The sequence below is a fragment of the Caldicoprobacter faecalis genome, from assembly GCF_900115765.1.
GTDB lineage: Bacteria > Bacillota > Clostridia > Caldicoprobacterales > Caldicoprobacteraceae > Caldicoprobacter > Caldicoprobacter oshimai.
The window spans coordinates 15,229-34,920 of record NZ_FOXR01000006.1 but is presented as its reverse complement, the minus strand read 5'-3'; the positions used below and the strand labels follow the sequence as shown (position 1 = coordinate 34,920).

19 protein-coding genes are annotated in these 19,692 nt (G+C 48.6%); 3 read left to right on the top strand and 16 right to left on the bottom strand.

The window, feature by feature from the left end; all coding sequences use genetic code 11:
- Positions 1-73: 73 nt before the first annotated feature.
- From BM241_RS03930 to dprA, 11 genes are all read right to left on the bottom strand, one after another.
- A complete protein-coding gene (locus BM241_RS03930) occupies positions 74-556 on the bottom strand; it encodes a QueT transporter family protein (protein WP_025746466.1) in 483 nt (160 codons plus the stop codon).
- On the bottom strand, positions 553-927 hold the full coding sequence (locus BM241_RS03925; RefSeq protein ID WP_025746465.1) for a YlbF/YmcA family competence regulator: 375 nt from the start codon (positions 925-927) through the stop codon (positions 553-555). Before BM241_RS03925 ends, BM241_RS03930 begins: the two co-directional genes overlap by 4 nt.
- A 38-nt stretch (positions 928-965) precedes the next feature.
- Positions 966-2,627, bottom strand: coding sequence for a ribonuclease J (locus BM241_RS03920; RefSeq protein ID WP_025746464.1), 1,662 nt, complete (start codon positions 2,625-2,627; stop codon positions 966-968).
- Positions 2,628-2,784: 157 nt separating this feature from the next.
- Positions 2,785-5,211 carry a sugar phosphate nucleotidyltransferase gene (locus BM241_RS03915; RefSeq protein ID WP_025746463.1) on the bottom strand — a complete coding sequence of 809 codons (2,427 nt, stop codon included), beginning with the start codon at positions 5,209-5,211 and terminating at the stop codon, positions 2,785-2,787.
- Positions 5,212-5,371: 160 nt separating this feature from the next.
- The gene (locus tag BM241_RS03910; RefSeq protein WP_025746462.1) at positions 5,372-5,830 is read right to left on the bottom strand and encodes a Fur family transcriptional regulator; all 459 of its coding nucleotides are present in this window, start codon (positions 5,828-5,830) and stop codon (positions 5,372-5,374) included.
- A 26-nt stretch (positions 5,831-5,856) separates the two neighbouring features.
- Positions 5,857-6,588: a GTP-sensing pleiotropic transcriptional regulator CodY gene (gene codY / locus BM241_RS03905; RefSeq protein WP_025746461.1), complete on the bottom strand. Its 732-nt coding sequence runs from the start codon at positions 6,586-6,588 to the stop codon at positions 5,857-5,859.
- 86 nt (positions 6,589-6,674) lie between these two features.
- Positions 6,675-8,060, bottom strand: coding sequence for an ATP-dependent protease ATPase subunit HslU (hslU, locus tag BM241_RS03900; RefSeq protein WP_025746460.1), 1,386 nt, complete (start codon positions 8,058-8,060; stop codon positions 6,675-6,677).
- A 13-nt stretch (positions 8,061-8,073) separates the two neighbouring features.
- Positions 8,074-8,604, bottom strand: a complete 531-nt coding sequence (gene hslV, locus BM241_RS03895; protein ID WP_025746459.1) for an ATP-dependent protease subunit HslV — start codon at positions 8,602-8,604, stop codon at positions 8,074-8,076.
- Positions 8,605-8,667: 63 nt separating this feature from the next.
- Positions 8,668-9,993, bottom strand: coding sequence for a methylenetetrahydrofolate--tRNA-(uracil(54)-C(5))-methyltransferase (FADH(2)-oxidizing) TrmFO (gene trmFO / locus BM241_RS03890; RefSeq protein ID WP_025746458.1), 1,326 nt, complete (start codon positions 9,991-9,993; stop codon positions 8,668-8,670).
- Positions 9,986-12,094, bottom strand: coding sequence for a type I DNA topoisomerase (topA, locus tag BM241_RS03885; protein WP_025746457.1), 2,109 nt, complete (start codon positions 12,092-12,094; stop codon positions 9,986-9,988). Before topA ends, trmFO begins: the two co-directional genes overlap by 8 nt.
- A 13-nt stretch (positions 12,095-12,107) precedes the next feature.
- Positions 12,108-13,214: a DNA-processing protein DprA gene (gene dprA / locus BM241_RS03880; protein WP_177206083.1), complete on the bottom strand. Its 1,107-nt coding sequence runs from the start codon at positions 13,212-13,214 to the stop codon at positions 12,108-12,110.
- A 158-nt stretch (positions 13,215-13,372) separates the two neighbouring features.
- Here dprA and BM241_RS03875 point away from each other — a divergent pair, with 158 nt between their 5' ends.
- From BM241_RS03875 to BM241_RS03865, 3 genes are all read left to right on the top strand, one after another.
- Positions 13,373-14,017, top strand: a complete 645-nt coding sequence (locus tag BM241_RS03875) for a ribonuclease HII (protein ID WP_051456281.1) — start codon at positions 13,373-13,375, stop codon at positions 14,015-14,017.
- A 188-nt stretch (positions 14,018-14,205) separates the two neighbouring features.
- A complete protein-coding gene (locus BM241_RS03870; protein ID WP_025746455.1) occupies positions 14,206-14,559 on the top strand; it encodes a YraN family protein in 354 nt (117 codons plus the stop codon).
- A 17-nt stretch (positions 14,560-14,576) separates the two neighbouring features.
- Entirely contained in the window at positions 14,577-16,106 is a 1,530-nt protein-coding gene (locus BM241_RS03865; protein ID WP_092282065.1) for a YifB family Mg chelatase-like AAA ATPase, read from the top strand.
- A gap of 3 nt (positions 16,107-16,109) precedes the next feature.
- Here BM241_RS03865 and ylqF read toward each other — a convergent pair whose 3' ends face one another.
- The 5 genes from ylqF to rimM form a co-directional block, all read right to left on the bottom strand.
- On the bottom strand, positions 16,110-16,961 hold the full coding sequence (ylqF, locus tag BM241_RS03860) for a ribosome biogenesis GTPase YlqF (RefSeq protein WP_025746453.1): 852 nt from the start codon (positions 16,959-16,961) through the stop codon (positions 16,110-16,112).
- A 12-nt stretch (positions 16,962-16,973) separates the two neighbouring features.
- Positions 16,974-17,498 (bottom strand): signal peptidase I, encoded by a 525-nt coding sequence (gene lepB / locus BM241_RS03855; RefSeq protein WP_092282064.1) that lies wholly within the window; start codon positions 17,496-17,498, stop codon positions 16,974-16,976.
- A gap of 449 nt (positions 17,499-17,947) precedes the next feature.
- The gene (gene rplS, locus BM241_RS03850) at positions 17,948-18,292 is read right to left on the bottom strand and encodes a 50S ribosomal protein L19 (protein WP_025746451.1); all 345 of its coding nucleotides are present in this window, start codon (positions 18,290-18,292) and stop codon (positions 17,948-17,950) included.
- Positions 18,293-18,420: 128 nt separating this feature from the next.
- Positions 18,421-19,167 carry a tRNA (guanosine(37)-N1)-methyltransferase TrmD gene (gene trmD, locus BM241_RS03845; protein ID WP_092282063.1) on the bottom strand — a complete coding sequence of 249 codons (747 nt, stop codon included), beginning with the start codon at positions 19,165-19,167 and terminating at the stop codon, positions 18,421-18,423.
- Entirely contained in the window at positions 19,157-19,681 is a 525-nt protein-coding gene (gene rimM, locus BM241_RS03840; protein WP_242948242.1) for a ribosome maturation factor RimM, read from the bottom strand. The genes trmD and rimM overlap by 11 nt, the downstream gene beginning before the upstream one ends.
- Between the last annotated feature and the right edge of the window lie 11 nt (positions 19,682-19,692).

Genomic DNA, 19,692 nt, shown 5'->3' with positions numbered 1-19,692 from the left:
TTGTCATCTTAATTATATAGGTTTATATATCTTTTGACAAGGTGGAGGAGGTTAATAAAATATTAAAATTGTGTTAATCTTTGATAGGAAATCTACTTATTATCCTTTCGTAGAGTGACAATATGGGAAGGCCTAGTACAGCGATCACGACAAGCTGCCCCATTCCCACCTGCACGGCAACCAACCAGTAAGGCTGTCCAACAGCTGGTGCCAGATAAATGGGTACACCAATGGCATTCAAAACTATAGGGGGCAGCAAAGCCACATAACGGTTGGGCGCCTTATACGTAAGGTATGCCGATATCAACGTAATAGAGCTACCACCCAGGATATCCACCAATCCCAATGGGCTGCCCAGATTAGCAAACAGGCACCCCAGCGCAACCCCCGGGATGGCAGCCGCATCTGCAAATGGAAGTACCGTCAACGCCTCGGCTATCCTGAATTGAATGGGACCGAAAGATATCGATTGAAGGGCCATGGTCAATACCGTGTATACGGCGGCAATGACGGCCGCCCGTGCAATAAAACGGGTAGAAATTTTAAACCCCTTCACTTCTCTTTATCCCCTTCTTTCTCATCTTCCTGCATAAAATCCAGGTCCATATCCACAGCTTCGCTCAATATCTTGTATATATCCGATATAAGAGTATTCAAACGATATTCCGCCTGCAAAAAATTGCTTATAGCGGGTGAGTGCTGTATAAGCTCCGAAAGTTTTCTGAACTTGTCCAGTTCCTCCTCATTAGGCTGTTTGCCGCTCAGAAATGCGGCCTGCAGCTGAAACTGCCGCTTTTTGAAGTCCTTCAGCATCCTTTTGTTGGCTTCATCCTGATAAATCTTTTCCTTTGCCGCCTTGTAATCCCTGTACTCCTTGCTTGCCGAAAGCGCCCTGGCCAATTCATGAGCCTTATCGTATACGTTCATACCCGCAACCTCCCATCCTCATGGATTATATAAAGCATTCATATCTCCATGATGATAGGCAATATCATCGGATTTCTCTTGGTCTTCTCATAAAGGAAATTTCTCAGCTCATCCCTGATATTGGTTTTCAAAGTAGCCCAATCGGTGATGTTCTGCTGCTCGCATTTGTCCAGCGTCTCTTTCACCACCTGCCGTGCCTGCTCTATGAGCCCTTCAGATTCCCTCACGTAGACAAAACCTCTGGATATGATGTCAGGCCCAGCAATGACGCCGCCTGTCTCCCTTGAAATGGTGACCACCACAACGATAAGGCCATCCTGTGAGAGGTGTTTTCTGTCGCGCAAAACAATATTGCCTACATCTCCAACGCCCAGTCCATCCACCAATATCCGTCCCGCAGTAACTGTTCCAGCCACCCTGCAGGAATTGTGTGTAAACTCAAGCACTGTACCGATATCCACCAGGAATATGTTTTCTTTTGGCATGCCCAGGGATTCTGCCAGCAGGGCATGCTGCTTCAGGTGTCGGAATTCACCGTGCACCGGCACAAAGAACTTGGGCTTCACCAGTGTATGTATCAGCTTAAGCTCCTCTTGACAAGCATGGCCCGAAACGTGAACATCTGCTAAAGACTCATATATAACGTTGGCTCCCCTCTGAAACAGCTGGTTTATCACCTTATACACCAGCTTTTCATTTCCGGGTATGGGCGTTGCCGATATTATGACCAGGTCCCCAGGTATGATTTCCAGCTTTTTATGCTCGGCAGCAGCCATACGCGTCAACGCAGACATGGGTTCTCCTTGGGTACCGGTGGTAATTATCACGACCTTATCGTTCGGATAGCTATCGACCTTATCCACTTCTATAAGCGTCTTTTTAGGTATATTGAGGTAACCCAGCTCCATAGCAACTGCTACCACGTTGGCCATGCTACGGCCGGATATACACACCTTTCGCCCGTACTTGATGGCCGCATTGACGATCTGCTGAATCCTGTGTATGTTGGACGCAAAAGTAGCCACTATGATCCTGCCCGGCGCGTCGGCAAAAATGGACTCAAAGGTCTGCCCCACCGTCTTTTCGGACATGGTATAGCCTGGCCTTTCTACATTGGTGCTGTCAGCCAGGAGAGCAAGTACACCTTTTTTGCCCAATAAGGCAAATTTTGCTAAATCTATGACTTGACCGTCTATCGGGGTATAGTCTATCTTAAAGTCGCTGGTATGTACAACTACTCCTACAGGTGTATGTATAGCTAAAGCCACCGAATCAGCTATGCTATGGCTGGTCTTAATAAACTCCACAGTGAATGCGCCCAGTTTTAACACATCATTTGCCTTTACTGTATTAAAAATAGCCTTATTGATGCCGTGCTCCTTTAGCTTAATATCAACCAGCCCAAGAGTTAAACGGGTACCGTAAACTGGGACGTTCATCTCTCTAAGAACATACGGCAATGCACCAATGTGGTCCTCATGCCCATGCGTCAGAATAAATCCTCTTACTTTCTCCCTATTTTTCAATAGATAAGATATATCGGGTATGACAAGGTCAACGCCCAGCATATCGTCTTCAGGGAAACTGACCCCGCAGTCCACCACGATGATATCATTACCGTACTCAAAAACTGTCATATTCTTGCCGATCTCATTTACTCCACCCAGTGGTATAATCTTCAGTACATTCTTTGACGCCACAAATACCCATTATCCTCCTTCAAATCTTATATTTTTTACCGAACATTGCTATCATAATTTCAATTATACAGTATTTACACTGGCTGTGCAACTCAAAAAAGAGGAAGCCAACTCCCGGGATGAGTCAGCTTCCTCTTTATTGAACCCAAGTTGTCCATCACTGCTTTTTCGCCCAGTTGATCTTGTCCTCATAAAACTTTGTCAATTCTTCGGCGTATTCTTCCGACACCCCTTCGCTGTAAATCCTACACACTGCTTCCTCTGAATCTGGTAGCACCAGAGCCCAGCCGTTCTTGTGATACACCTTTACGCCTTCAAAGAGTTCGACCACATTGTTTCCTCTGGTTTCCTCCTGTATAAGCCAGCGCATCACCTTGCCCTTATCCTCCCAGGGACATTCTATGACCTTTTCTGTCATGTAAAATCTCGGTATGGCACTGATAAGCTCTGACAGAGTCTTGCGCTCCTTAGCCAAAGCCTCCAAAAGTTTGAGCAGCATGGCCAAAGCATCGGAGTATAGCAAAAATATTTCGCTGCCATTCCCTTCCCGCTTTATCACCTCATTCATTAGGGCATAACGGCTGGTCTTGGTGCGTATGACTTTTCCTTTGAAGGACTGTGCCATTGTTTCAATAGCAGTGGGAGCTGTGTAAGGCACTACCACCTCTTTTTTATCGGTGGTATTCAAACACAAAAAGCTCCTTACAGCCTCAGACATTTCTTTGGAAATCCGCTTGCCCCTCTCATCATACAGTTCCAGCTCTTCCCCGTTGCTGTCCACATGGCATGCCAGGCTATACTGCTCACGCTCTGCTCTTTCAAGTTCAAGAGGTATATCATCCTCGACTATGTGGGCTTCACAACCCACATCGCTGAATATGGTCTCGGCAATTGAGGCAACCAACTTGCTGGGGGTGGAAAGCAGCACCTTGAAGCCGTAATTTCTTATGACATCCGCATTCACCAATTTTTCGAGGGTCTTGGCGTAAAATAAGGGAATATTGAAAAAGTGCTGCACCTTGGGTATCTTATCTGCCGCAACCCTCTGGAAGTCTTCCCTTACAAATGCGTTCTCAATCTGGCGCTCAAAAGCTGGCGAAAAATTACCCCCGTTCTTATCGACGAAATGGATGCCCACATTGCCGTCCACCTTCTTGTCCTCAAAGACGTGTATCCCTCCGTCCAAGCCGAAATATGGTACCATATACCGCAGGATAGGGGTTGTGAGTATCCCTAAATCCAGCACCTCTACTCCCGAGGACAACAGTCCCGATATCATGCCGTATTTTAACATGGCGCTACCGGTATTATCATCGCAGCTTACTGCAACTCGCTTGTTGGGTTTAAGCTCGGCCCCCAAAGCCGCGCCCAGGCGTACAGCAAAGCGCGGATCCAAATCTACGTTGAGCTTTCCCGTTATACCGTTTTTACCAAACAAGGTCTTACTAAATCGCGTACCCCATATCACATTGGACTGTACCGTGGTTCCGTGCTCGATTACTTTCTCTGGCCATATTTTCACATCGGGCTTGACGCTGACCCTGGGCTTTAAGGTACAACCATTGCCAACTACTGCGCCTTCGTATATTGACACCCTTTCCCTTATGTCCACCTTGTTGCACACAGCAGCTCCGCGTATCTCAACGCACCTGCTTAAGGTATTGTAATCCCACAGCACGCTCCTCTTTATGCTGGTGTGAGGTCCGATGTCGTTGTAGCGCCCAACTACAGTAAACGGCCCAATGTAAGCCCCTTCTCTGATACGTGTGTGATCTCCGATATAGCAGGGCCCTTCCAGCCTGGCCCCAGGATCTATATCAACATTTTCACCCACCCATATATTCTCACCTATCTTTTGGCCGGGCATAGGGAATCTAACCTTGCCAGACAGCATATCGTAATGGGCCTGAAGATAGGTTTGAAGATTTCCTATATCGCACCAATACTCGTCGGTTATATATCCGTACACGGGCTTGCCTTTTTCAAGGAGCAATGGGAACAGGTCCTGGCTGAAGTCAAACTTTTGTCCCGCTTTGAAGTAAGTAAGGACCTCAGGCTCCAAAATGTATATACCAGTATTTACTGTATCGCTGAAGACCTCACTCCAGTTGGGTTTCTCTAGAAAGCGGGTTACTGCACCGCTCTCGTCGGTGATCACCACACCGTATTCCAAAGGCATTTGCACCCTCTTGAGGACAAGAGTGGCTATAGCTTTTTTCTCCTTATGGAAGTTTATTGCCTTGCTTATGTTAATATCTGTCAGAGCATCTCCGCTGATAACGACAAAGGTTTCATCCAAAAATTTTTCGGCATTTTTCACGCTGCCCGCTGTCCCCAGCGGAGTCTCTTCCACAAAATAATGGAGCTTGACCCCAAACTTCGAGCCGTCTTCAAAATAATCCTCTATTACCTGTGGAAGATACTGGAGGGTTATGCCTATGTCCTTAATGCCATATTTTTTCAGAAGTTCTATGCTGTATGTCATAACAGGCTTGACCATCACAGGCACCATCGGTTTGGGCAAATCACAGGTGAGAGGTCGCAGGCGAGAGCCAGAGCCTCCAGCCATAATAATCCCTTTCACCGTATCATCCTTTCTAGCTATTGTCAAATAGTGCTGCGTAGAAGCGTATTTTTAGTATGTGTATTAACTAAACGGCTTATTCAAACCCTTAAACTGAAAAATCACCTTTACAACATCTGGCTGGACTCCAGCTATAACCCAAAAATAGCAAAGGCTCCATTTAAACGGAGCCTTCATCATTATGCCTGCATTTTGAACAGTAACCAAAAAATTTCACGTTGTGATTGACAATCTTAAATCTATGCTTTTCCTCGATTTTTTCCTCCAGGGAATCCAGCAGGTCTTCTTCCACCTCTATCACCTGACCACAGCTTAAACACACAAGGTGATGATGGTGGTGATCGTCGTTCATGGTACTCAGCTCATAGCGATTCTTGCCGTCATCAAAGTTGTGCTTATAGAGTATTCCCAACTCCTCGAACAAGAGCATGGTACGGTATACGGTAGCCAAACCGATTTCAGGGCATATCTTCTTCACATGAAAGTAAATCTCCTCTGTGCTCATGTGCTTGCCCTTGTTATTCATGATCACCTCAAGGGTAGCCCTGCGTTGCGGAGTCAATTTATATCCTTTTTCTTTAAGAATTTCTTTGATCCTGTTCATATCGTCGTTGGACATAAATTCACTTCTTTCTTAAAAGTTATTTATGCCTTATGTAGCTGCGATAAGAACTTGTCGTTTAGTACCTTGATATAAGTACCCTTCATCCCAAGCGACCGGGATTCGATTATCCCGGCGCTTTCAAGTTTCCTTAAGGCGTTTACTATAACAGAGCGCGTAATCCCCGCTCGGTCAGCTATCCTGCTGGTCACCACCAGGCCCTCACTACCATCCAGCTCCCTAAACACCTGCTCCACTGCTTCACGTTCAGAGTAGGAAAGGGTCCCTATGGCCATTTCGGCCATCGACCTCTTTCGCACCTCTTCCGCCATATGCTCCATCTTCAAGCGCATTATCTCCAACCCGACCACGGTGGCGCCATACTCGGCCAGCACCAGGTCATCATCCACAAATTCCTTTAGGTCGGAGCGCTCGAAAATAAGAGTCCCTAACCTCTTCCCTCCAGAGTATATCGGAACAATGGTGAGCTTTCGCTTGCCTTCCTGGGTATGCTCCACAACGTTTGCCATGGTGCTGCGAATCCGCAGCAAGATGTTATTATAATCAGCCGAAACATGCACCTTCTGGGCAGTGTTCTCACCTGACCGCGCAGGCGCACAACCTATAACACAGCCACTGTCATCCAGCAGCAGCACGCTGCTTTCAAGCAGCCTGCTCAATATCTCACACAGGTGCGCCAAATCTATTCCGCAGGCTTCACTACTCTGGAATATCTGATTGAATTTTCTTATTCGCTCCAATAAATTGTCCGACATACCTAGCCCCACTTTCTGCTGAATACGTAAATACCGCCTCAGAAAATCCTTTTACCTAATAACGCTCTACCATGGCAACACCATACTTACAGGATGAACTTGTGAAGGTCATTCTGCTTTACTATGTCCTGGAGTCTGTTTCTCACGTATTCCCTGTCTATCACAACCTTTTGTCCCGCCAGGCTATCTGCGTTAAAGGATATATCCTCCATCAGCTTTTCTACCACGGTATACAGACGCCGTGCGCCTATGTTCTCGCTGGTCTGATTCATTATATAAGCGATATCGGCTATCTCGTCGATGGCATCCTCGGTAAATTCAAGGTCTACACCTTCTACCTTCAGCAGCGCGATCTGCTGTTTGATTATGGCATTCTCGGTCTGAGTGAGTATACGCTTGAAATCCTCTTTTGTCAAGGCTTCTAGCTCCACCCTTATGGGGAATCGGCCCTGAAGCTCAGGTATGAGGTCGGACACCTTGGACACATGGAAGGCTCCAGCCGCAATAAACAGTATATGGTCAGTCTTTACAGGGCCGTACTTGGTCATCACCGTAGTACCTTCTACAATGGGGAGTATGTCCCTCTGTACCCCTTCACGGGAGACATCGGGCCCTGCCCCGGTCTCCCGCCCGGCAATCTTATCAATCTCATCGATAAATATTATACCGTGCTGTTCTACAGCCTGAATGGCCTCCTCCACCACCTCATCCATGTCAATTAGCTTCTGGGCCTCTTCCTGTTCAAATATACGCCGTGCCTCTCGAACGGTGGTTTTCTTCTTCTTTCGCCTCTTAGGAAATAGATTACCAAATACGTCCTGTATCTGTATGAGCACCTCTTCATTGCCCATACCGGGGATGAATCCGAAACTGGCGAATTTGGAGTCCTCCACCTCGATCTCTATAGGGCTATCCTCCAGAGCGCCGCTGCGCAATTTTTCCCTCAACCTCTCCCTGGTATGCGCCATGGAGTCATCAGGCTCTTCCTGTTCCTCAGCCGTTGGCTGATCCATTGGAAACAGCATGCCCAGTGGATTCTGGGCCCTCTTCCTTTTAGGAGGAAGGAGTATGTCCAGTATGCGATTCTCGGCGGCCCGAGCCGCCCTTTCCTTCACCATTTCCATTTTCTGGTTTTTAACCATGCGGATGGCCTCTTCAACCAGGTCCCTAACCATCGATTCCACGTCTCGACCCACATAGCCTACCTCGGTGTACTTGGTGGCTTCTACCTTTATGAAAGGCGCATTTACAAGCTTGGCCAAACGTCGCGCAATCTCCGTCTTGCCTACACCGGTAGGCCCCATCAGTATTATGTTCTTTGGCGTGATCTCATCCCTCAATTTCGGGTCGAGCTTGCTCCGGCGGTACCGGTTCCTCAAAGCTATGGCAACAGCCCTTTTGGCCTTATCCTGCCCGATTATGTACTTGTCAAGCTGCTCGACTATCTCTCTTGGAGTGTAATATTCAGCCAACGGTCTCCCCCTCCTATACCTCTTCTACATAGATATTGTCGTTGGTATAAACGCAAATCGAAGAAGCTATTTCTAATGATTTCCTGACTATCTCCACCGGCTCAAGTTGGGTATTGTTGACAAGCGCTCTGGCAGCTGCCAAAGCATAATTGCCCCCCGACCCTATGGCAGCAATCTGATCGTCCGGCTCAATGACCTCGCCGGTGCCTGAAATGATGAGCAAATCCTTTGAATCTATGGCAATCAGCATTGCATCGAGCTTCCTCAGCACTTTATCTGCACGCCACTCTTTGGCCAGCTCGACGGCCGCCCTCTGCAGGTTGCCCGAATACTCCTCCAACTTGGTTTCGAACTTCTCGCTCAAGGTAAAAGCGTCGGCCACCGACCCGGCAAATCCCACCACTACCCTGTTGTGGTACAATCTTCGTATCTTGCGCGCACTCTGCTTCATGATGGTGCTCTGTCCCAGCGTCACCTGGCCGTCGCCGCCAATAGCGCCCTTGTCGCCTCTTCGCACTGCAATGATAGTAGTCCCTCTAAGCATAACAGTAGCTTCCCCTTCCCTCTTTACTAAACATACAAATATTATCACAATTTTTCAAAAATTTCAATGTATTCTGACAGAATCCAGCCCGCTGCTTTCTATGATCTGCTTAATTGTCTGTAACGCCCGTTCAGAAATCATCAAATTTCTATCGCGCCTTGAACGCACTTTTTTGTCGAGTGGCGCGATGATGCCAAAATTGCTGTTCATAGGCTGGAAGTTCTCTATACGCGGATCGGATATATAATGGGCCAGCGCTCCGATGGCGGTGGTATCCGGAAAATCGATGGGCTGCTTGCCATGGAGCATCAGCGCCAGGTTAAGCCCTACCACCAGCCCGCTGGAAGCCGACTCCACGTACCCCTCTACGCCGGTGATTTGCCCCGCAAAATATATATAGGGATTGTTCCTTAAGCCGTAATACGAGTTGAGTAGCTTGGGCGAATTGATGTAAGTGTTGCGGTGCATCACCCCGTAGCGCACAAACTCGGCATTCTCCAGACCTGGAATCATCGAAAAAACCCGCTTTTGTTCGCCAAACAGCAGGTTGGTCTGAAAACCTACCATGTTATATAGGGTAGCCCTGCGGTTGTCCTGCCTGAGCTGTACAACGGCATATGGTTCCTGCCCCGTCCTTGGATCACGAAGCCCTACAGGCTTTAGGGGACCAAATCGCAGAGTGTCTATGCCTCTTTTGGCCATAACTTCAATGGGCATACATCCCTCAAACACCTTTTCATCCTCAAATTCCTTCAATGCCACCGTCTTTGCGTTTACCAGTTCATGCCAGAACCTCTCGTATTCCTCCTTCGTCATGGGGCAGTTGAGGTAGTCTTCACCTCGCCCATACCTTGATGCCTTAAATATCTTGTTAAAATCCAGCGAATCTCTCACCACAATGGGAGCTGCGGCATCAAAAAAATAAAGATATTCGTGGTTGACCAGTCGTTTTATGGCTTCTGAAATAGCTGGCGAGGACAGCGGCCCTGTTGCTATAACCACATAACAATCCTGGGGTATCGACTTTACCTCCTCACGGATTAAGGAGATGCAGGGGTGACTTTGAATCTTATCGGTGATGTATTGTGCAAACAGCTGCCTGTCAACCGCCAGCGCTCCACCGGCCGGTACCTTGGTGGCATCGGCCGCTTCTATTATCAGGGAGCCAAGAAGCCGCATCTCCTCTTTCAAAAGGCCGGAGGCGTTCTCCAACCTGAAAGAGCCCAGCGAATTGCTGCACACCAGCTCTCCAAGATATTCGGTATGATGTGCCGGCGTCATGTTGTGAGGCCGCATCTCATACAGCTCAACGTGGATACCCGCCCGTGCAAGCTGCCATGCCGCTTCACACCCGGCCAACCCGCCACCTATTACAACCACCTTATCCATGGCTTGCCTCACTTCTTTCCTGACGATATCTACACTCCTTGTTTGTGCACACCAGAGACTCTTCCCCGTTTTTCCTCTGCCTGACCACCATAAAAGCCCCACATTTCGGGCACCTCTCATCAGCCGGCATGTCCCATGATATAAAATCGCATTCGGGATAGTTTTCGCAGCCATAAAATTTTTTGCCCTTTTTGGTATACTTTACAACGATAGCGCTGTTGCACTTAGGGCACCGAGCCGAAATCTCCTCTACATAAGGCTTTGTATTGCGGCACTCTGGAAAGTTTGGACAGGCCAAAAATTTGCCATACCGTCCCGTCTTGATGACCATATTTGCCCCGCATTTCTCGCATTTGACATCCGATACCTCATCTTTGATCTCTATCTTAGATATGGCTTCATCCGCTTTTTTGAGCAATTCTTGGAAAGGAATGTAAAATTCTCTGACTATCTCCCGCCAGTCCTTCTTGCCCTCTTCAACCTCGTCCAGCTGCTTTTCCATCTCGGCCGTGAATTTATAATCCACTATGTCCGGGAAATACGTCATCATAAGGTCGTTTACTATGAATCCCAGTTCGGTTGGCACCAGGCTCTTCTTCTCCCTCACCACATAGCCCCTCGCAATGATGGTTGCAATGGTGGGAGCATAGGTGCTAGGCCTGCCGATCCCCATCTCCTCCAGGGCACGGACCAGCGATGCCTCGGTATATCGCGGCGGCGGTTGGGTAAAGTGCTGCTCAGGCAACAGCTTCTCCAGCGTAAGCCTTTCGCCTTCGCTCACCTCTGGAAGCTCTACATCCTCCTTTTCCTTTTCGGCCGGTTCGTTATCGCTGCCTTCCATATAGATAACGGTATAACCGGCAAAGGTCTTGCGCGATCCGGCTGCCCTGAACATGTATCCATTGTCTCCGGCGATCTCTACTGTCATGGTTTCATACAGCGCCGGAGCCATCTGGCTGGCCAAAAACCGCTCATATATCAAGCGATAAAGCCTGTACTGGTCGTGGGTCAAGGAATCCTTTATGGATTCCGGTTCCCTCAATATGGAGGTAGGCCGTATGGCCTCGTGGGCATCCTGGGCGCCTTTTTTGGTCTTATACTGGTTGGGCTCCTCGGGAACATACTGCTGTCCGTACTTTTCCCTTATATACTCCAGAGCTTCCTTTTGGGCTTGCTCAGCTATCCGCGTCGAATCGGTGCGGATATACGTCACCAATCCTACTGCACCTTCGCCCTTAATCTCAACGCCTTCATAAAGCTGCTGGGCAACCATCATGGTTTTTTGTGTGGTAAAGCCCAGCTTCCGGTAAGCCTCCTGCTGAAGAGTGCTGGTAGTAAACGGCGGTGGAGCGCCGCGCTTTTTAAGGCCCTTTTTAACTCTCCGAACGACATATTCCGCCGCCTTAAGTTTTTCAATAAGGCTTTTTATTTCTTCTTCATTTTTAGGGGTAATTTTATTATCTGCCGTGCCGTAAAAATCGGCTTCAAAAGCTTTGCCGTCCCGTTTTATAAACTTTCCAGTTATCGTCCAGTATTCCTCTGGAACAAACTCTTGAATCTCCCGTTCCCTCTCGCATACCATTCTGGTGGCCACCGACTGCACCCTGCCGGCGCTCAACCCCCCTTTGATCTTCCGCCACAGCAGAGGGCTTATCATGTACCCAACTACCCTATCCAAAACTCTCCTCGCCTGCTGAGCATCCACCAGACACATATTGATGGCTCTTGGATGCTTTATGGCATTTTTTATGGCCTGCTGTGTAATCTCATGGAATTCTATCCTGCAAGTACTGTTGGGGTCTATATCCAGCAGGTGTGCCAGATGCCACGATATAGCTTCTCCTTCCCTGTCAGGGTCTGTAGCCAGATAGATTTTCTCTGCATTCTGCGCTTCCTTCTTGAGCCTGCTTATTATCTCCCCCTTCCCTCTTATGGTTATATATCTGGGTTCAAAATCGTTTTCGATATCCACTCCCAGCTCGCTCTTGGGCAGGTCTCTCACATGACCCATGGAAGCCTCAACTTTATATTTACTGCCCAAAAATTTTTTTATGGTTCGAGCCTTAGCAGGAGACTCTACAATAACCAAATCCTGTGCCACTTTATCCCTCCATTCAAATCATACACTGCCTGACAAATTTTCCGCCAGGTAATTGCTTTATTATGCCCTTCATCTCAAGAAGGGTCAAAATAGCATTGAGCCTACCTATATCAAACCCTGTGATGGCAGCCAATTCTTCTAACTGCTTTTCACCATCTTCAAGGGCATTATACACCTCCATCTCAAAAATATCCAGCTGATAGGACGTCATAGAGGGCTGTTTGGCCTTTTTGTTGACGGTTATACCCAGGTCTTCCAGGATATCGTCGGCACACGTCACGGGCCTTGCCCCTTCCTTTATCAGCTGGTTTGTACCGCTGCTGTAAGGGCTGGTGACGTTGCCCGGCAGGGCATACACGTCCCTGCCCTGCTCTAAAGCGAAATCAACGGTGATAAGCGCCCCACTGGTACTGCCAGCTTCCACTACCAGCACAGCTTGTGAGAGTCCGCTTATGATCCTATTCCTTGCTGGGAAATTGCTGGCAGCAGGCTGCGTGCCCGGAGGGTACTCGCTTATCAAGGTACCATACTGCTCCATCTGCATAAACAATTTCTTATTTTCTCTAGGATATATCACATCCACTCCACATCCCAGAACTCCGATGGTATAGCCACCGGCACGTATGGCACCTCTGTGCGCCATGGTGTCTATTCCGCGTGCAAGGCCGCTCACTATTGTAACTCCGGCACACGCCAGCTCATAAGCCAACTTTTCAGCCATTTGCCTGCCGTATTCCGAAGTCCTCCTTGAACCCACGATTGAAACCATGAAGGGCGTCTCCTTCAGAGGTTGTCCCTTGCAATAAAGCACCGGTGGAGGATCATATATGGTCTTCAAAAGTTTAGGATATTCATCATCTATCAAAGTTATTACTTTAATAGCAGGGTCCTCAGCAATTTTTTGGGCCCTTTTAAGGTGTACTGCACTTTTGTGAGTTATGACATTTTGCACCACTTTATCGCCAATCAACCTGCATGCATCCAAAATATCATCGGTGGTGCACTCCCAAACCGCTTTGGGGCTGCCAAACCTCTTTACCAGATAGTAAAACCGCTTTGCGCCTATACCAGGTATGCTGGACAACCATACCCAGTACACCTTGTCTGAAATCTCCCCCACCGTAATTCTCCCCCATACCAATCGACTTTTTCATCTCTTATGATACATTTGACACAGCACTGCGTCAAGCAAGAGTTGCCAAAACCACATATGCAGGTGAAATTGCTTGTCAAATGCTGGTACATTGTGATACAATTTTCGATAAGGAGTAGAAAGAGATGGCAGTAGAAATAAGCGCAAAGACAGGCATATCGTTTGAAGATATCAAGTTTTGGAATATGGGGTACAGCTTAATAGGAGGCGTCGACGAGGTGGGCCGGGGGCCGCTGGCCGGCCCTGTAGTGGCCGCCTGCGTGATTCTACCAAAAGGAATGCTCATCGAAGGCATAGTGGATTCTTCCTTCGCCATCAGGGATTCAAAGCGGCTTTCACCCGCCAAACGTGAAAAGCTATATGACATAATAATGTCAAAGGCTATCGCGGTGGGTATAGGTCGCGTGGAGCCAGAAGAGATAGACAGGATCAACATACTCAACGCTGCGCGCAAGGCCATGGAGCAGGCAATAGCCAGCTGTCATCCTAACCCCGATTGCCTCCTGATAGATGCCCTTGAGCTCAAAAACTGTACAATCCCACAGTTTCCCCTCATAAAGGGCGATGTGCGTTCGCAGGCAATTGCCGCCGCCTCCATAATCGCCAAGGTCACCAGAGACCGCGAGATGATAAAATGGGCACATATCTATCCCCAATATGGTTTTGAAAACCACAAAGGCTACGGCACAAAACAGCACATAGAGAGCATAAAGAAGTTTGGGCTGTCTCCCATACACCGCAAGACCTTTTGCACAAAATTCATACGATGAAATGCCAGAACCTGTTGGCTTAAAATAACCTTGTGTCTGTAAAAGGTGTCCAAGCAAAACTACGAGCTAGTGGAACCAGCGTTATAAATGCGAACAACCCCAACACCATCCTAAAACCGCCGACCATAAAATCATTAGTACAAAGCTTTGAAAAGCCGTTGCCACTATTTAAGAGGGAGGACCCACAGGTGAACCGCAAAGAGCTTGGTAGGTGGGGCGAAGAAAGGGCAGCTGAGTACCTGCATAAGAAAGGGCTAAACATCATTGAGCACAACTACCGCTGCTCTATAGGCGAGATGGACCTCATAGCATATCATGGTAACACTTTAGTATTTGTTGAAATAAAAACCCGTCGCAGCTTGAGCTTTGGACTGCCGGCCGAATCAGTGACATCCAAAAAGCAGAAAAAATACTTCAAAATAGCCCAATGTTACATGAAAGAAAAAGGCATTAAAGACGTCAATTGTCGCTTCGACGTGGTAGAAGTGATGGTAAACTCAGATGGTTCATGTCAGTTCAACCACATCATCAACGCATTTTGAGCAAAGGAGGAGCTGCCTTGCTAGCAAAGGTAAAAAGTGCGGGCCTGTTTGGGATAGACGGGTATATCGTAGAAGTCGAGGTGGATATATCCAACGGCCTGCCGGCATTCGACATTGTGGGCCTGCCCGATACTGCAGTAAAGGAGTCCAAGGAGCGCGTAAGGGCAGCAATAAAGAACAGCGGGCTTGAATTTCCCATGAAGCGCATCACCGTAAACCTCGCGCCGGCAGATACCAAAAAAGAGGGGCCGGCCCACGACCTGGCCATCGCGGTATCGATACTCCTAGCCACCGGCCAAATCCCCTATCACCGCCTTGCGGGCAGCGTTTTTTTGGGCGAGCTTTCGCTGGACGGAAGCATCAAACCTATTCACGGCGTGCTGCCCGCTCTTCTATCGGTAAAAAATCACATCCACAGCGTCATTCTGTCGCCACAAAATGCCCCTGAGGCCAGCCATGTAAGAGATATAGAGGTGTATGCCATAAGCTCGCTTGCCGAGCTGGTTTCCATATTCAGAGAAGAAAAGAGCGCCATTCCCTATAAAGGCCCTTTCAACTTTGACACAAACCTTGAGCAACAGCCAATGGAAGACTTTGCCGATGTAAAAGGGCAAGAGGGCGCCAAGCGCGCCCTTGAAATTGCGGCAGCAGGTGGCCACAACGTGCTCATGGTGGGGTCACCTGGCTCGGGTAAAACTATGCTGGCTAGGAGGATGCCATCGATACTGCCCGAACTCACATACGAGGAGTCCTTAGAGATCACAAAGATATACAGCGCTGCGGGCATGCTTGAAGCCTCCGACGGGCTCATAAGGGTGCGGCCATTCCGTGCACCGCACCATACCATCTCGGCCGCTGCACTGATAGGCGGTGGCAAGATCCCCAAGCCGGGCGAAATCAGTTTAGCCCACCATGGCGTATTGTTTTTGGACGAGCTGCCGGAATTTAAAAGGGAGGTACTGGAGGCATTGCGACAACCGCTGGAAGACGGCAGGGTGACCATATCCCGCTCCAACGGCACCGCAGTGTTTCCGGCCTCATTTACCCTCATCGGCGCGGCCAATCCCTGTCCCTGTGGATTTTTGGGCGACAGCTCAAAGGAATGCACGTGCACCCCCTTGCAAATAAATCGATACTTAAGCAGGATATCGGGGCCATTGATGGATCGTTTTGACATTCAAATAGAGGTCCCGCCCATTTCATTTGATGAGCTCACCAGCCATCGGCCTCCTGAAACCTCTAAAACGATAAGAGACAGGGTAAACAGGGCGCGGCAAATCCAACTTGAGCGCTATAGAAGCGAAGGAATATTTTACAATGCCCAGCTGAATTCGAGGTTGGTGGAGAAATACTGCACCTTAAGCAGCAGCCAGAAAAAGATGCTGCGTAAAGCTTTTACATCGCTTAACTTAAGCGCACGGGCATATGACAGAATACTAAAAGTGGCCCGAACCATAGCCGACCTGGAAGGGCGCCAGCATATAGAGGATCACCACCTGGCAGAGGCCATACAGTACAGAAAGCTGGACCGCCGGCTGTGGCTGTAAAAATTACGGGGTTTCAAGCGTAAGCGCTCCCAGCCTGCCAGAGCGGTAATCCTGAAGCAGCTGCCTGGCCCCCCTATCCACATCGGGGTTGCCTCCGGCACGAATCCATTTCTGGTTCAGGCATATAGCTTCTAGCATACTATAACCGTCCATGCCTTCTATATCCTCAATGCCGTATCTCTTCTTGATTGCTTGAGGATACAGGCCTCTGAGCGTATCAATAAAGCTCACAGCCACCTCTACCATATCTATGACGTCGTCGCTGATGGACCCTATATATGCCAGGTGCAGCATAGCTGTCTGATCCTCCGCTCTGGGCCACAAAAGCCCGGGCGTGTCGAGAAACTCCACGTAAGGATGGACCCTTATCCACTGTTTCCCTCGAGTCACGCCGGGTCTGTCGCCTACCCTGGCCTTGGCGCTTTTGGCCAGGCCGTTGATAACAGTGGATTTGCCTACGTTGGGTATCCCCACCACCATCGCCCTGGTGGGCTTGTAGATCCCTTTCTGCTGATACACAATCCTTCGCCTTTCCTCAGCAAACTGTATTATGCTTTTTCTGAGCTGGTTTATATCGTTCATATCGAGGCAGTTGATGGCCTCTACCCACATGCCCTGGCTCTTAAAAAAATCGACCCAGCGCTGGGTCATAGCAGGGTCGGCCAAATCCTCCTTGTTGAGAAGTATCAGGCGCTGCTTATTCTTACAAAGCGTCACGAATTCCGGATTGGTGCTGCTTCTTGGAACGCGAGCATCGCGCACCTCAATGACCAAATCTACCAGCTTTATGCTCTCCTGGATGACCCTCTTGGCCTTGTTCATATGGCCGGGATACCAGTGAATATGCGGACCCATTTCGTCTCCCCTTTATTTAAATGTTGTGACGGCCCACACAGGCCATATCCTTATCTTTGCCTTGCCAATAATGTTTTGCATAGGGATAAAACCCACATGAGAATTTCTGCTGTCGCGGCTGAAGTTCCGGTTGTCCCCCATTACGAAGATGGTACCCTCTGGCACAACAGTCCTGGGATAATCGCCCATAGTCGGTTCCGCAATATACGGCTCTATCAGCGCCTTGCCATTTACATACACATTGCCATCCTTTATCTCTACAGTATCCCCTTCCACTCCTATTACCCTCTTTATATAGTTTACCCTGGGATTGTCAGGATTTTTAAACACCACAATATCTCCCCGCTGAGGCTGTTTGAATTTATAGCTCAGCTTGGTTACAATAAGCCGATCGCCTGATTCCAGTGTGGGGTGCATCGACGACCCTTCCACCAGCACCACGTCAAACACAAACAAGCGCAATAGGAATGCGAGTAGCAAGGCAGTAACGATGGACTCCAGCCACTCCATCCATTCGCTTTTTTTAGCTTCCCCCATTCGTTTCACCTGTCTTTTTTATTAATTTTCGCATTATTTAATTTTAATCCCCACATTATTCAATGTGGCCTCCTCCCACTTCTAAAAAAGTAGGCCTCCTCCTTTATCGAGAGAGACTTAGATATAGGGATTGCTCCCTACTGCCGATCTATCCATCTCCAGAGACTTCAGTTCGGGCCGGTCCAGCCCTATGGCCTGATCATGGTTCAGGCCAAGCTCTTAAAGCACCTTTCATCCGTCTCTTAAAAGAAGTGGCTTTCCAGGCCTATCTTCGCAATCCATCACAGAATAAAATTTCCTCCGTGAAGCCATTGTTCAATACCATTGAAAACATCTTTGTGAAATAGACGAGGGTTTATCGCTGTGCCTCAAGTTACTGATCCCCTCAAGCTTTCCAAAGTCCATACAAAGCAATATGGGACTGCTGGCAGTCCCATATTGTCGTTGAATCAGAAGCCCTTTTCTCTGATTTTGGTGGCCTTGCCCACCCTGTTCCTCAAATAGAACAGCTTGGCCCTGCGCACCTTACCCTTCCTGATGACCTCTATGTGGTCGATCATGGGAGAATGCAGCGGGAACGTTCGCTCAACGCCCACGCCATACGAAACCCTTCGCACGGTGAAGGTCTCCCGGATTCCGCCATTCTTCTTCTGTATAACAACTCCTTCAAAAGCCTGAAGCCTCTGGCGATTTCCCTCGACTACCTTTACGTACACCCTGACCGTATCCCCTACATTGAACTCTGGAATATCCTTTCTCATCTGTTCGCTCTCTATAGCCTTTATGATATCCATGGCCCTTTCCTACCTCCTTTCCGCTAGGCATAACTTTATGTGCACAGCCAATACGCTGACCTCGCAAAGCCATGAAATTCATTATATAGCACACATGCTCTACTTTGCAATACCTACTTTTCATATCTTCAGGAGCCTTCCATCTCCTGCTTTACCTCTTTAAGCAGCTCAATCTCATACGGCGATAACTCAGCCCTTTCCAGCAGATCAGGCCGCTTTTTCAGGGTGTTCCTCAGGCTCTCCTTCAGTCTCCAACGGCTTATCTCCTGGTGGTTGCCCGACAGCAGGACATCCGGCACGGTATAGCCCTCGTAGTTGTAAGGCCTTGTATACTGGGGATACTCCAGCAGCCCCCGGGCAAAGGACTCGTCCTTAGTAGATTCCGGGTTGCCAACCACGCCGGGTATCAGCCGTGCCACGCAGTCGATAAGCACCATGGCAGGAAGTTCTCCGCCTGTAAGGACATAATCCCCTATCGAGACCTCCAGGTCTACAAACTTGTCGATGACCCTTTGGTCCACCCCTTCATAATGGCCGCATATGATCACCATATGCTGTTCCTGTGCCAGCTGCTTGGCCAGCTCTTGATTGAGTACCTTTCCCTGCGGTGACATCAGTATTACCTTTGGCTTGCTATCCTGACAGCTTTCCAAAACGTGATACAGGGCATCAAATAAAGGTTGGGGCGCAAGTATCATCCCGTGTCCTCCACCATAGGGATAGTCATCCACCTGCTTGTGCTTATTTTTTGCAAAATCCCTTATGTTGTACAGATTTACCTTAAGCAGGCCATTTTCAACAGCCCTTCCTATAATGCTGCTGGATAACATGGGGATAAACATGTCAGGGAAAAGGGTGAGGACATCAATCTTCATCGGGCAACAGCCCCTCTAGCTCGTCGGCATTTACCACTATCTTCCTATTTTCAATATCCACATGGGTCACAACTTTCTTTAGAGCGGGAATTAACACCTCTTCCCTGTCCCTTACCACATAGACATCATTGCTGCCGGTATGCAAAACTCCGGTGATGCGCCCCAAAAAGCGCCCATCACTGGTCTCAACGCAGCACCCAACGATGTCGGCAATGTAGTAAGTATCCTCTGGCAGAGGCCGTGCCTGCTCCCTGGAGACCCACAGATACTCACCACGAAGGGTTTCGGCCTGGTTCCTATCGTCAAACCCTTCAAGCTTCAGTATCACAAAGTTTTTTATATATTTCCTGCCCAGGACTTTGACAGGTATATACCTGTCTCCTCTCTTCAAAAACACCTCGTCCAGGTCATCGAACCTGTACACGTCGTCAGTGAGCGGCTCCACCTTTACCTCGCCTTTGATGCCCTGGGGCTTTGTCACATACCCGACGGAAAGGTACCTGCGCAAAGACATTATTTAAAAAA

Excerpts from the sequence above, each read along its gene's own strand:
- hslV (WP_025746459.1), bottom strand. The coding sequence starts at position 8,604 with ATGCTTAGAGGGACTACTATCATTGCAGTGCGAAGAGGCGACAAGGGC.
- lepB (WP_092282064.1), bottom strand. The coding sequence starts at position 17,498 with ATGGGGGAAGCTAAAAAAAGCGAATGGATGGAGTGGCTGGAGTCCATC.
- rimM (WP_242948242.1), bottom strand. The coding sequence starts at position 19,681 with ATGTCTTTGCGCAGGTACCTTTCCGTCGGGTATGTGACAAAGCCCCAG.
- ylqF (WP_025746453.1), bottom strand. The coding sequence starts at position 16,961 with ATGGGTCCGCATATTCACTGGTATCCCGGCCATATGAACAAGGCCAAG.
- codY (WP_025746461.1), bottom strand. The coding sequence starts at position 6,588 with ATGTCGGACAATTTATTGGAGCGAATAAGAAAATTCAATCAGATATTC.
- trmD (WP_092282063.1), bottom strand. The coding sequence starts at position 19,167 with ATGAAGATTGATGTCCTCACCCTTTTCCCTGACATGTTTATCCCCATG.
- BM241_RS03910 (WP_025746462.1), bottom strand. The coding sequence starts at position 5,830 with ATGTCCAACGACGATATGAACAGGATCAAAGAAATTCTTAAAGAAAAA.
- BM241_RS03925 (WP_025746465.1), bottom strand. The coding sequence starts at position 927 with ATGAACGTATACGATAAGGCTCATGAATTGGCCAGGGCGCTTTCGGCA.
- BM241_RS03875 (WP_051456281.1), top strand. The coding sequence starts at position 13,373 with ATGGCAGTAGAAATAAGCGCAAAGACAGGCATATCGTTTGAAGATATC.
- rplS (WP_025746451.1), bottom strand. The coding sequence starts at position 18,292 with ATGGATATCATAAAGGCTATAGAGAGCGAACAGATGAGAAAGGATATT.
- trmFO (WP_025746458.1), bottom strand. The coding sequence starts at position 9,993 with ATGGATAAGGTGGTTGTAATAGGTGGCGGGTTGGCCGGGTGTGAAGCG.